Raw genomic sequence first — 13,290 nt, 5'->3', positions numbered from 1 at the left:
CATTTAAGCTGATAGGAAGCTTCTGAATACATTCATATGCTGAATATGAATGTATTCAATAGCTAGATAAGATAAAAACCGGATAACAATAAATGACTGCAACATTAGAACAGGCCCTGGCATTTAGCTACGGTAATCAAGAGGTTCTGATTGATACCGTTCAGGCCATTGAATTATTCAAGGTGTTGGCTGAGCAGCAACAACCACACGCATTCTTTGAACTTGCCCTGTTTTATGACCATGATCGAGGTGACTGCATGTTGCCTCTTAATCTGTATTATCGGGACCAATATCTGCTACGCGCTGCCCGTTTAGGTCATACCCAAGCGATCATCATGCTTTTTTCCCTGATGCGAGGGCAAAGGCTAATTTTTAATACCACATACTATGATGAAGATGATATTGATCAACTGCATGACGAATTACAGCAGATCACCGATCAATTAATTGCCCAGGGAAATACTCAGGCACTACTCATCAAAGGTAAACACGGGGTTTCTTATCCAGATCTCGAGACCATACCTTATCTGTATCAGGCGTGGCAGCAAGGAGAAAAATTGAGTGCCAGTTTGTATCTGTCACAATGTGATGATGAGGAATTACAGCAACTGGGGCTGTATGATGCCGAGACATGGAGCACTCATTTCGAGCGCGCACAGCACGATCTGATGCGGGAACTGGAGCACGCTTTACAACAAGGCCAGATCCAGAAAATTGTTGAATTTCTTCGCAGTGATGTATCTGATTATATTTCGGAACAAAATAGGGCGCAATTGTGGCAGTGGCGACAGCTTTTTTATCAACAACAGGCTGACCGGGGAGCTGCGGATGCATGGCTGCAATTGTCGAGAATGACCGAAACTTATGTGGACTACCTCAAAACCGCAGCAGCATTGAAGCATCCGGTTGCAATGTATGCCTATGCTTATGAGCTGGACCGAAAAACAGATCTCAGTGATGCTGAGTTTGAAGAAATTGAGCACTATTTTACTTTGGCCGCTGAACATAAACATGCACAGGCCTTGTATGAAAAAGGACGCTATTACACAGAAGATCAACCTGAACAGGCAAAGCATTATTTTAAACAAGCGGCTGAATTCGGTTGCCTTGAAGCCATTGAATGGCTGGTGGCTTTAACGGAACAGCATGAACAGGCGCAGTGGGCAGAACTGGCACTTCAGTATGGCAGCGTTGATCAGAGTGTAAAAAAGGTTTTAGTGGTCGCTTTACGGGGAGGTTTTGGGATTCAGGAGAATCACCAACTGGCTGATAAGTTACAATTAAACTTGCAGTTAAGCAGTCATTGGGACCGGATTTTTTCGCTGGCTGTCCCGGCTGCAGCAGAGCACTATGAGGCACAGGTACAACCGCAAATAGCAGCTCTTTTTGATGAAAATGCAGAACAGCCAAAATTAAGACAGCGGCTGATCTCTGGCATAAAAAATTGGCTTAAATAAACTTCTCTTTAACTTTTACAAGGCATTGCATTCAGTTAAAGAGAAGCGTGTTGTTAAAAATGTTTAAGGACTCGGTGGAATCAGCTGATCCAGATCTTTATCGGCCATTTGCTCCAGTTCACTTAAATCGGTTTTGATTTTCCACTGGCTTTCATCATCGACCGGATTCGGTAAGCGCGCCTCTAGCCAGTCACAAACCACATCCGGGCTAAATTCAGGATGATTACACTGGATCACCCAGGCCAGAAAATCTTTGGCTTCACCGTTCATATAGGGCGGTGGTGATACCGGGAAAAACTGGGTCGGTAAACGTTCATTGGTGGATAAATAATTGAGGACATGTCCAAGTTCCTGCACTGTTTGCCAGGCTAGCGGATGCTCAACATCAATATTGAATTTAAACCACCAGGCATGCTGGCCATCTGCACCATGCGCGACAATGCGGGATTCTTGTATGCTCGGCACTTTACAGAAAAATTGATAGAGACGATCAAAATTCATTTCAGCCACAGATGTTGCCTCAAAACCAAAAAACAGATTCTAACATATCTACGCCAAGCTACTGCTAGCTGCGTTCTATCCATGCAATTAAGCAGTTAATCGGAAAAAATAGGATGATCACCGTAGCACCCGTTTTTTATTCTAAAATGAAAACATATTCTGGGTTTGGGAGAGCATGATGCAGCACACTAAACTTTATATCTATGGCTTAGTCGGCCTGCTTGGCGGTCTCCCGGTGATGAGCCATGCCGACAATGCGTGGGGTGGTTATAGCGGGGTAGAGCGCCGTTCTTATCATCAGCAGAGGCCGGCCTATCCGCCGCCTGCGCAAGATCCGTTTGCGTTCTCGAATCAGCGTGCTACACCGGCAGCGCCACCGAAAGGCTATTATTATCAGCCCTATCAATATAAAGATTATCCGCATTCGCATCACCGGCCGGGTGTTCGTGTCGAATATTATCCAGACACACAATATGAGCGGAGCTATCGCCGCGAGTCTTTTGTGGTGGGCAATGCGTTACCGGGCGAGTTCCGTAGCGAGCGTTACGTGCTGCGGGATTGGGGGGATTATTCGTTGCGTGAACCGCCTCGCGGTCGGCACTGGGTCATGATTGACGGGCGTTATCTGCTGGTAACCGACGATAACTTTACCATTGAGATCATTCGCTGATCTTAAATGAAGGTTAAAGTCCGGTATAGACTGGCTTCTCCATAATTTCTTGCCATTCATTACAAAGCTTTGCAATGTCGCGGGTTTTGTTCATGCTTTCTCCCAGAGTTTTTCTTAATCTGGTTTCAGATCGAAAAACCGAGGATCAAACAATGAAAAAGACAGCAGTATTGTTGGTATCAACCTTAATGTTAGGCATGTCTGCTTCTGCCATGGCAGATTCAAACCGTTGGAATCATGATCATAAAGACCGCTATGATTATCGCTATGACCGTTATGACCATCGACATGATCATCGCGAACAACCACGCTGGTCGAATGGCGACCGTGGCAATCATTATGGGCAGCGGATCAATTTTAAACGGGGCGAACGTTTACCTTCAGAATATCGCAGTAACCGTTATGTGATCTCCAATTATCGCTACCATCGTCTATATGAGCCGCCACGTGGTTATCACTGGATGCAGGTACAAGGTAAATATGTCTTGGTCGACTCTAAATATCGTGTATTTAGAGTGGCTTAAACAGGGGAATCAAAAAGCAGGCAATCAGCCTGCTTTTTTTATTCATGCCAGTTCATCATCTTGTGGCCGGGGTGTCTTGTGGGCCGGTAGTTGCTGTTCCTGATCTTTCCCGCGAATCACGGAAGGGTAGTTCCATGACGCAAAACGTACAATCAAAATTGCAATCGCCAAGATCAGAATAGAGCCTGTGGTAATCACCAGATCCATGGAGGCTTTATGGTTATGCTGAATATCGGCAATCAGTAGACGGGTCAGTGCGGTAATGGCGACATAAATCAGAAAGCGCACCGGCATATGGTTGGTCTTGAAATAAATCCCGACCATGGCGCCTAGTTCCAGATAGATAAACAGCAGCAAAATGTCATCAATGGTGGCGTACTGTTTAACCGTCAGGATTTCAATCACGGTATGTACGGCGGACCATGCAATCATACAGCCGATAATAAACAGGGCTAAATAATGAAAGGCTTCAACCGCATAGTGCCCAAAACGGTCAAGTAAACGGGGTAAGCCTTCAAGTTTCTCTTTGGGATTCGACATGGCGATTTATCTGCTCAACATGATGCGTGGAATAATATGCAAGTTTTATGCTGATTTTATTATAGACATAAAAAAACTGCCTCAACCTGGATTGAGGCAGTTTTTGGATTAAATCTGGGTTAAGCCTGATTGGTAAAGTAATCTTCGCTGAAGTTCATGATCAGGTCAGAACCGGCCTTGATCTTGGCCAGACGGGTATCCAGCTCTGGCAAGATACGATCAACAAAGTATTGCGTCAAGGCAAGTTTGTTTTGATAGAAGTCGCCTGACTTGTCTTTTGCCGCAGCAGCGATTTTTGCAAACATATAGGCAAAGCTGAGTAAGCCGACTGCATGTAAGTAGTCAACGGCAGCAGAGTTCGGGAATTCTGCATTTTCAGCTGCTTGCTCAATAATGAACTGGGTGATGGCTTCAATTTCAGTTGCAGCATCTAGAGTTGCATCCTTAATGAAGTTCAGGTCGGTATCCAGGTTATTGGCAAAGTCACGGATTTCAGCGATATATTCTGCAATGAACGCGCCACCACATTTAATGGTCTTACGGCCAATCAGGTCTTGCGACTGAACACCGTTGGTGCCTTCGTAAATTTGAGCAATACGAAGATCACGGATACATTGTTCCATGCCCCATTCACGGATATAACCATGCCCACCAAACACCATTTGTGCATCCAAGGTTGCCTGGAACGCCGTGTCTGTGAGGTACGCTTTTGCAATTGGTGTTAACAGTGCAACGCGATCGTTGGCTTTCTTCACCGCTTCGGCATCAGTTGAGAACTTGGTGATGTCGAGCTGTTGACCCACATAGACTGCAAACGCACGAGAGGCTTCGTTGTTGGCACGTACATTGAGCAACATACGACGTACATCACCGTGTACCAAAATGCTGTCTGCCGGCTTGTTTGGCGATTGAGCACCAGATGCGCTACGGCCCTGCAGGCGGTCAGTCGCATATTGTGCTGCATTTTGATATGCAAATTCAGAAGCACCGAGACCTTGGATACCCATCGACAAGCGTTCGTAGTTCATCATCACGAACATGGCAGCAAGGCCTTCGTTCTCTTTACCGACTAGATAACCTTTGGCGCCGTCAAAGTTCATGACGCAAGTCGCAGATGCCTTGATCCCCATCTTGTGTTCGATTGAACCTGGCCCTACCGGGTTACGCTCGCCCAAAGAGCCATCTTCATTCACCAAGAATTTCGGTACGATAAATAACGAAATACCACGTGAACCTGCAGGTGCATCAGGGGTTTTCGCAAGAACCAAGTGAATGATGTTCTCAGCGAGATCGTTATCACCGCCAGTAATGAAGATTTTCGTACCGGTAATGTTATAGCTACCATCGTCGTTACGTTCAGCCTTGGTTTTGATAATACCGAGGTCTGTACCTGCATGTGGCTCGGTGAGGCACATGGTACCTGACCATTCACCCGAATAGATTTTTGGTAAATAGGTTTCTTTTTGCTCTTGAGATGCATAGCTGTTTAAGGCCATACCTGCACCTACAGAAAGCAGCGGGTAGAGCATGAATGACGGGTTGGTTGCGAATAGCATTTCATCAGACAGCACGGTCAGCATTTTCGGCATGCCCTGACCGCCCCATTCTTCGTCTGCACCTAAGCCAATCCAGCCGCCTTCAGCATATTGACGGAAAGCTTCTTTAAAACCTGCTGGTGTAAATACTTCGCCATTTTCCCAACGTGCACCTTCTTCATCACCCGTACGGTTTAACGGATGTGTCACGTTTTGGGCAAACTTTGCCATTTCTTCTAAAATTGCTTCAGCTGTTGCAGCGTCCACATGAGCCAGCTTCTCATTAGCCTGCCAAAATTGTTCTGCTTTAAATACATCATTCAAGATGAATTTCATGTCTGCTAGAGGAGCATTGTAAATTGGCATAATCGTTCCTTTTTAAGCACATCAGGATGTGCAAAGTGACCAAATAAAACGAACAAATAAATTGAATCGTATCAATTTAGCATTGATTAAACAAAAAAAGGACGGTCAAAACTGACCAGTCCTTTTTCTGTGATGAACGTTGCATCTGATTCTAAACTATGTTTAGAAAGCAAAGTGTTCCGCATCAAGTTCAAACAATGGCGCAACGCCAGTTGAAAGCACGTCTACGTGAGAACGGATACGTGGCAGGATCTTCTTGAAGTAGAAGCGGGCAGTGGTGATTTTTGCATTGTAGAAGTCTACATCAGTGCTGCCTTCAGCCAGTTTCTCTTGCGCAACAAGTGCCATACGTGCCCACAGGTAAGCAAGCGTGACGTAGCCAGCGAAGTAAAGGTAATCAACTGCAGCTGCACCCACTTCATCCGGATTTTGCATTGCACGCATACCAATTTGCATGGTGATATCGCCCCATTCCTTGTTGGCAGCAGCCAATGGTGCAATGAACTCTTGCATTGCCGCATTGTCTTTGTTTGCTTCAACAAATTTATGGATGATCTTGGTGAAGTCTTTCAACATTGCACCTTGGGTTTGCAATACTTTACGACCGAGCAAGTCAAGTGCCTGAATTTCGGTGGTGCCTTCGTACAGGCAAGAGATCCGTGTATCACGTACGATCTGTTCCATGCCGTGTTCAGAAATGAAGCCGTGACCACCAAAGACTTGTACACCGTGCTTCGCAGATTCAGAACCGGTTTCAGTTAAGAATGCTTTTGCAATTGGAGTTAACAGAGACAAGATGTTGTCGGCAAACTTGCGTTCTTCTTCGGTTTCGCCTTTTTCAACGATGTCTGCATATTGAGCCAGTAAGTAAACCAGCGCACGACCACCTTCAGCAAATGACTTTTGGGTTAACAGCATGTTGCGAACAGCAGGGTGAACGATAATCGGGTCTGCTTCTTTTTCAGGTGCTTTCGGGCCAGAAAGAGAACGCATGGCTAAACGGTCTTTCGCATAGGCCAAAGCGCCCTGGAAAGAAGATTCAGATGCAGACAAGCCTTGAACCGCAGTACCGATACGCGCTGTGTTCATGAAGGTGAACATGCAGTTTAAGCCACGGTTTTCAGGGCCAATCAGGTAACCTTTTGCCTGGTCGAAGTTAATTACACAGGTCGCGTTACCATGGATTCCCATTTTGTGTTCGATTGAACCGCAACGTACTGCATTACGCTCGCCGATAGAACCGTCAGCATTGACATTGAACTTCGGTACGATGAACAGTGAAATTCCTTTGGTTCCTTTTGGCGCACCCGGTAAACGAGCAAGTACGATATGGATGATGTTCTCAGCCATGTCATGCTCACCGGCAGAGATAAAGATTTTCTCGCCAGAGATGGCATAGCTGCCATCTGCATTTGGTTCTGCCTTGGTACGAATGATGCCCAGGTCTGAACCTGCATGCGATTCGGTCAGGCACATGGTACCTGTCCAGACGCCTGATACCAGATTTGGCAAGTAAGTTTTCTTCTGTTCATCAGAACCGTGGTGTTCTAAAGTACGTACGGCACCGTGAGAAAGACCCGGGTACATGCCCCATGACCAGTTTGCAGTACCGACCATTTCAGAGATGGCGATGCCTAAAGAGTTTGGTAATGCCTGACCACCGAATTCTTCATCGGCAGAAAGTGACGGGAAACCGAGTTCGATATATTTTTGATACGCTTCTTTAAAGCCTGTCGGGGTAGTCACCACGCCGTCATTCCAGGTACAGCCTTCACGGTCGCCCACCTGGTTTAAAGGAGAAAGTTCATTTTCGCAGAAATCAGCCGCTGCTTCTAAATATTGATCAACCAATTCACGGCTTACTGTGTCTTGAAATGCAGGCAGTTTTGCGTAATGTGCTTCAGCATTTAATAATTCGTGCAATACGAACTGCATATCACGTAAGGGTGCTTTGTATTGTGGCATAGCGGGTTCCTCAATACTGGTTAAACCAGAGTTATAATCTTAGTCAATGTTCAATGTGCCCAAGAGCACCATTTGGTAGCGCTAATCGTGCAACAAGTTATAGTTCGGTACAAGCTTTTGCAGGTCATTTCTTAGTGACTGTGAAGTCAAAGTTTATGGTTCAACCTGCCTAAACGCTTAGATTGTAGGTGGATTTATGACTTTTGACTTAAACTGATCGGTTAAAATCGTAAGCAGCTGTGTAATGTAAAACCGGACTGTCCATCCATAAAAAAAAGGCGCTTTAAAAGCGCCTGTGAGGAAGAGGATACTCAGGTGGTTGCATTGGCCTGACGTTTGAATTGCGATTTGTCCGGCGTGAAACGCACTTCACAGCTCCCTTCAATTACACGGTTATTCCATTGCACATTCACACGTTCTCCGATACGTTTACCCTGACAGGCCTGCTCAATCAGGGTTCGCTGGGCCTGATGTTGCTGGCGCATCTGTTCGCGCTGTTGCAGACGCTGTTCACGTTTGGCCTGCCATTCAGCCTGCTGTTCCGGTGTCAGTGGCGCACGTTGCATATGATGATGTCGGTGAGCATCACGGTTCATTGACTGTTCCGCTGGCGTAGTCGACTGGCAGGCAGCCAGGCCTAAAACAGAACCGAGCAGGGTGGTCATCAATACAATTTTTGTCTTGTCCATTGTTTTGTCCAGCGTAAGCAGTTGTGATTTAATGATTAAAGATTAGATAATAAAGATGAAGAAACAATGGAGAGTCTTTTTCAACCATGTTGGTTACAATCCACAAATAGAACACTATTGAGATTAAGCTTTTGAATGTCCGTCGTGTCCCTTTAGCCTTACGTCTATTTTTAACGGTATTGCTGACCACCTTGCTGATTGCCACGATCAGTCTGGGAATTTTGCACTGGACCATGCAAAAAAACTTTGCAAGATATGTCGCTGATGTTGAAATGCAGAAACTGGATCGGCTGATTGCCAATCTGGGCAATGTCTATACGGTCTATCATGACTGGGGCAATGCCATTCAGGCGCAGATTTTGCAGATTGAAGGGACTGCTGCCCCCGATGACTATGACCGGCTGTCCCAGTGGTGGCTACGCCGTCAGTATGATATTGCCTTGCAGCAGCGTTATTTTAATGACCATACCTTACTGAGCCTGTCACCGACCTTGGCGCAAAATAACCTTGAGATGCGAAACCGTCAGATTTTTAATGATGAAGAGCTTAAAATTCTCAAGCAAAACCTGCCTTCAGAATATCAACCCTTTGAAGGCCTGCGCTTTCCGCTCAGTCCGAGCCAGTTCCGTTTAAAGAAAGATGGTAAAGATGATAAGTCGGACAGCAAGTTAAACCTGCCTGAACAGGGGAAAAAGCGTTTTGTCTCGATTCCGGACCGTCTGGGGCTGAGTTCACGCCTGTCTTTATATGATGAAAAGCAGCAGTTTATTGTGGGTGAGCCTGCAACAGACCAGATTTCATTCCGTCCGATTATTGTCGGAGATCAGGTGGTAGGCTATCTCGGTTTAAAACCGGTGCTGGATCAGGATGATGCATCCAGTATTAATTTCTTTAGTAATCAGAAGCGTTATTTGCTGCTGGTCTATGCCTTAACCGTACTTTCGAGCCTGATTGCTGCACTGCTGATGGCGACTTATTTTAAAAAACCGATTCAACGTCTGTTAAAAGCCACGCTAGAACTGACCCGGGGCAATTATCAGCATCAGGTGGTCATTAAACGGAATGATGAACTGGGCGATTTATCGAACCAGCTCAACCATCTGGCAGATATTTTACACCAGCATGAAGAATCACGCCGTCAATGGGTGGCCGATACATCGCATGAGTTAAAAACGCCGCTCGCCGTATTGCAGGCACAAATTGAAGCGATGCAGGACGGTATACGTAAAGCCACTCCTGAACATCTGGATGCCATGATGCGCCAGGTCAGCAGTTTGAAAAAGTTAACTCAGGATCTGGCAGATCTGGCACAGGCCGATGCGCAGCAGTTAAAGTGCTATTTTGCTGAAGTCAATCCGTGGGATGTGGTGTTGCAGGAAGTTGAAAACTTCAAGGCTACCTTTGAGCAACATCAGCTCGACGTCACCTTGTCAGGTGAAGGAGCCTTACTTTCTCTGGATCGGGACCGTTTTAAACAGATCATAGTCAATTTGCTGGGGAACTGTGTGCGCTATACCGAACAGGGGGGCAAAATACAGATCCATACTCAACAAAGCGAGCAACAATGGATATTGTATGTAGATGACAGTCCACTGGGAATGACCGATGAACAACTGGCCCGTCTGGGGGAGCGTTTCTACCGTGTTGATGATTCTCGTACACGCAGTACAGGTGGAACAGGTCTGGGGCTGGCTTTATCCTGTAAACTGGCCCAAGCTTTAGGCGGTTCACTGACTTTCGATCATTCACCATTAGGTGGATTACGTTGTGTACTGACTTTCCCAAAACAAATCGCATAAATTTTAGCTCCTCTGTGGTAGAGGAGGATGGATAGGATGAAGACCATGAAACATATTATGTTGGTTGAAGACGAAGTTGAACTGGCACAGTTGGTTCGTGATTATTTAGAAGCTGCTGGTTTTGAAGTCAGTATGTTCCATGATGGTCAGGATGCTTATACCCAGTTTCAGCAACGTAAACCCAGCCTGATGATCCTGGACCTGATGGTGCCGCGTATGGATGGCCTGACCATTTGCCGTAAGGTGCGTGAACAGTCTGACCTGCCGATCATTATGGTGACGGCACGTACTGAAGAGATTGACCGTGTGCTGGGCCTCAATATGGGTGCAGATGACTATATCTGCAAGCCTTTTAGTCCAAAGGAACTGGTTGCCCGTGTGCAAGCGGTGTTGCGCCGTTTAGAACGTAAAGCCGAGCCGGAACAAAACGACTTGTTCCGCATTGATAAGGCCCAGCAACGTATCTGGTATCAGCAAAAAGCACTGACCCTGACCCCAACAGAGTTCCGTTTACTGGAGCTGTTTTTAGAGCATCTTGGTCAGGTCTATTCACGTGCACAGTTGCTCGATCATATCAATCCGGACAGCTTTGATGTGGCAGACCGTGTGATTGACAGCCATATTAAAAATCTGCGCCGTAAGATTTCAGAAGCAGCGGATACAGGCAATCGTCATGAATGGATTCAGGCTGTTTATGGTGTTGGTTATCGTTTTGAATATCCAGATGAGTAAGATGCATTACTTGGTTTGTGGTAGCTCATAATCAAAAAATGTGGAACAGTTTCTATAGATAAACTCATCTTTTTTTCTTCGGATAGAGAAACTGACAAGAGATGAGTTTTGATAAGGATAAAGGGTGAAGTGCGGTAAAAACTTTTATCCTGTGGATAACCACAGCGTTATCCACAGAAAATGTGGATAGTTTCGCAAAGATTTTGTCGAAATTATCTGCTTTTCTGGTTTTAACTCAAGCATCGCTTGATATTCTACTCAATAAGATTACATTACTTTACAAACACTTGTGGTGAGCTGGCTGATTGAAATGAGATTGATTCTAGCTTGCAAACTTATCCCCTGAATAAGCCTTGTCCGGTTTGATCACAGGCTTTATCCGCAAGCCTGTCTGAACATTTAAAGCCTTATGGGTGAATGATAATCGGTGTGTGGTTACTCACCAACTGCCATATTTCATCCATATCCGAGTTACTTACCGCGATACAGCCCAAGGTCCAGTCTTTACGTGGCAGGTAGGTTTTACTTGTGGATAGTGAAGTCATGCCGGTCGGCACTGTACCATGAATCATCACATCTCCCCCGGCTGAGCGGTTGTGCTGCTTGGCATAACTTAGATCATCAGCATTGGGGTAGGAGATATGCAACGATTTATAGTAGGCACTTTGCGGATTGCGCCAGTCAATTGAATAGGTTCCCTCAGGTGTTTTACCGTCACCTTCAAACTGCTTGTGTCCAACTGGCTCAAAGCCCAGACGCATCGGATAGCTGCGAATGATTTCCTGTTGATGTTTTAATTGCAGTATGCGCTGGCTTTTAAAGACTTCGATTGAGGTGACAGGTTTACCTTGTTTGAGCAGCTGTATGTGTTCGGCTGTTAAAGGCGTATGGGATGCCGTAAATGTAGGGATGAATTTGCCATATTGGTAATATGCCAGTACCAATAAAATCACTAAAATGACGCATCCCACAATCAGACCAGTTTTCATGAGGTTCTTCTTTTTAAATCAGTTAATCCGCTACATCGCAATAGCGGCACTGGGTAATCATAACCATCCACCATTAAGATGAACAACTCACCATCACTTCAGGAACATCACTTGGTAAAGGTGCGGTATCTGCTTGTGTTTCCAGATCAGGCTGTTTTTGGTACGGCTGATTGAGCAGTTTAAATAAACGGTCAACCTCACTAAAATCACCACGTTCAGCCTGCTCAATCGCTTTCTGCGCCATATGATTGCGCAGGACATACTGCGGATTGACCTGTTGCATCTGCTGATCTAATTCATCGGTATCCTGATGCTGGCGGATCTGCTGGTAATGTGTCAGGAAATCATCGAACTGCTGTATATGAATACAGTCATCTCTTAAAGCTTTATAATCCTGTTGTTGCAGACGAATAAAGCTCTGGGTGTAATCCAGTTGTTCGGTTTGCAAAATTCTCAAGAAGGCAAAACTGCAATCTAGACTATCTTTATGGAAATGCGGCAGACCCATTTTTTGGCAAAGCCCCTGACCATAATGCTGTAAAAATGTCGGTTCAAATTTTTCCAGGCAGCTTGCCAGATCCTGTTTGAACTGTTCCTTATCTGCGTCCGATGCCAAAGGAATCAGGTTGTTCAGCCATGTCCACAGATTCCAGTGGCCAATACTAGGCTGGTTTTGATAGGTGTATCGCCCCTGATAATCGGAGTGGTTGTTTATCCAGTTTGGACGGAAACGCTCCATAAAACCGTAAGGGCCAAAATCGAGGGTTGAACCAGTAATATTGAGATTGTCGGTATTCATGACCCCATGTGCAAAACCGACCAGTTGCCATTTGGCAATCATGATCGCAGTTCGTTCAATCACGGCTTCAGCAAATGCCAGAACCGGATGTTCAGCTTCAAGGCATTCCGGATAATGCCACTCGATACATTTCTGGGTAAACTCTGCCAACAGTTCAGGTGCATATTGATTGATCCATTCAAAATGACCCAAACGAATATGGCATTCGGAGGTACGTAACAGCATCGCCCCAAGCTCCAAGGTTTCACGCTGTACACCTTGCGTGGAACTGGTAAAACCGACGGCATGGCTGGAGGCTACACCCAACGCATTTAAGGCATGTCCCGCCAGATATTCACGAATTACCGAACGCAGCACAGCACGGCCATCACCCATACGTGAATAGGGGGTAGGGCCTGCACCTTTCAGATGTAGATCAATGGTTTCACCGTGTTTATTCAGGATTTGTCCGATCAGCAAACCTCGACCATCCCCGAGTTGTCCAGCCCATTGTCCAAATTGATGCCCTGCATAGACCATTGCTAAAGGCGTAAACTCGGCATAGGTTTTTTGACCGCTACAGATTTCCACCCAGTTGGCTTTGTCTTCTTCGCTCCATTGCAACTCATCTGCCAAGGCTTCATTGAAATGGCCTGCTTTGGCACCACGCAACGGACTAGGTTGTTGCTGATGATAAAGCTTGGGATTTAAAGAGTCATAGCGCGGATTAAATTGCATAAGCGAA

The 13,290-nt window shown here is 45.8% G+C and carries 12 protein-coding genes; 5 read left to right on the top strand and 7 right to left on the bottom strand.

Annotation, left to right across the window (positions count from 1 at the left end; all coding sequences use genetic code 11):
* Window positions 1-92: 92 nt before the first annotated feature.
* Window positions 93-1,457, top strand: coding sequence for a hypothetical protein (locus OC23_RS06070; protein WP_038343563.1), 1,365 nt, complete (start codon window positions 93-95; stop codon window positions 1,455-1,457).
* A gap of 63 nt (window positions 1,458-1,520) precedes the next feature.
* Here the strand turns inward: OC23_RS06070 and OC23_RS06065 are convergent, their stop codons facing one another.
* Window positions 1,521-1,958 (bottom strand): hypothetical protein, encoded by a 438-nt coding sequence (locus OC23_RS06065; RefSeq protein WP_038343685.1) that lies wholly within the window; start codon window positions 1,956-1,958, stop codon window positions 1,521-1,523.
* Between the two features lie 178 nt (window positions 1,959-2,136).
* Here OC23_RS06065 and OC23_RS06060 point away from each other — a divergent pair, with 178 nt between their 5' ends.
* Window positions 2,137-2,628 (top strand): RcnB family protein, encoded by a 492-nt coding sequence (locus OC23_RS06060; protein ID WP_038343562.1) that lies wholly within the window; start codon window positions 2,137-2,139, stop codon window positions 2,626-2,628.
* 152 nt (window positions 2,629-2,780) lie between these two features.
* On the top strand, window positions 2,781-3,152 hold the full coding sequence (locus tag OC23_RS06055; RefSeq protein ID WP_038343561.1) for an RcnB family protein: 372 nt from the start codon (window positions 2,781-2,783) through the stop codon (window positions 3,150-3,152).
* Window positions 3,153-3,194: 42 nt separating this feature from the next.
* Here the strand turns inward: OC23_RS06055 and OC23_RS06050 are convergent, their stop codons facing one another.
* The 4 genes from OC23_RS06050 to OC23_RS06035 all read right to left on the bottom strand — a co-directional run bounded on the left by OC23_RS06050 (window position 3,195) and on the right by OC23_RS06035 (window position 8,247).
* Window positions 3,195-3,692, bottom strand: a complete 498-nt coding sequence (locus tag OC23_RS06050) for a phosphate-starvation-inducible protein PsiE (protein WP_038343560.1) — start codon at window positions 3,690-3,692, stop codon at window positions 3,195-3,197.
* Window positions 3,693-3,811: 119 nt separating this feature from the next.
* The gene (locus OC23_RS06045; RefSeq protein ID WP_038343559.1) at window positions 3,812-5,593 is read right to left on the bottom strand and encodes an acyl-CoA dehydrogenase C-terminal domain-containing protein; all 1,782 of its coding nucleotides are present in this window, start codon (window positions 5,591-5,593) and stop codon (window positions 3,812-3,814) included.
* A gap of 162 nt (window positions 5,594-5,755) precedes the next feature.
* Window positions 5,756-7,558: an acyl-CoA dehydrogenase C-terminal domain-containing protein gene (locus OC23_RS06040; RefSeq protein WP_038343557.1), complete on the bottom strand. Its 1,803-nt coding sequence runs from the start codon at window positions 7,556-7,558 to the stop codon at window positions 5,756-5,758.
* A 311-nt stretch (window positions 7,559-7,869) separates the two neighbouring features.
* Window positions 7,870-8,247, bottom strand: a complete 378-nt coding sequence (locus tag OC23_RS06035; RefSeq protein ID WP_038343555.1) for a hypothetical protein — start codon at window positions 8,245-8,247, stop codon at window positions 7,870-7,872.
* A 131-nt stretch (window positions 8,248-8,378) separates the two neighbouring features.
* On the opposite strand from OC23_RS06035, the gene baeS reads away from it, so the two are divergent.
* Both baeS and OC23_RS06025 read left to right on the top strand, forming a co-directional pair.
* Window positions 8,379-10,046 (top strand): sensor histidine kinase efflux regulator BaeS, encoded by a 1,668-nt coding sequence (gene baeS, locus OC23_RS06030; RefSeq protein WP_038343553.1) that lies wholly within the window; start codon window positions 8,379-8,381, stop codon window positions 10,044-10,046.
* Between the two features lie 45 nt (window positions 10,047-10,091).
* Complete coding sequence (locus tag OC23_RS06025; protein WP_004652437.1) at window positions 10,092-10,778, top strand: response regulator; 687 nt, start codon at window positions 10,092-10,094, stop codon at window positions 10,776-10,778.
* A 407-nt stretch (window positions 10,779-11,185) separates the two neighbouring features.
* Here OC23_RS06025 and OC23_RS06020 read toward each other — a convergent pair whose 3' ends face one another.
* Both OC23_RS06020 and OC23_RS06015 read right to left on the bottom strand, forming a co-directional pair.
* Complete coding sequence (locus tag OC23_RS06020) at window positions 11,186-11,767, bottom strand: L,D-transpeptidase family protein (protein ID WP_038343550.1); 582 nt, start codon at window positions 11,765-11,767, stop codon at window positions 11,186-11,188.
* A 73-nt stretch (window positions 11,768-11,840) separates the two neighbouring features.
* Complete coding sequence (locus tag OC23_RS06015) at window positions 11,841-13,283, bottom strand: protein adenylyltransferase SelO (RefSeq protein WP_038343548.1); 1,443 nt, start codon at window positions 13,281-13,283, stop codon at window positions 11,841-11,843.
* Between the last annotated feature and the right edge of the window lie 7 nt (window positions 13,284-13,290).

Origin of the sequence: Acinetobacter sp. A47 (assembly GCF_000805455.1) — a bacterium.
Classification (GTDB): domain Bacteria; phylum Pseudomonadota; class Gammaproteobacteria; order Pseudomonadales; family Moraxellaceae; genus Acinetobacter.
Note: the sequence above shows the minus strand (reverse complement) of the source record. Positions and strands in the feature narration are given on the sequence as shown.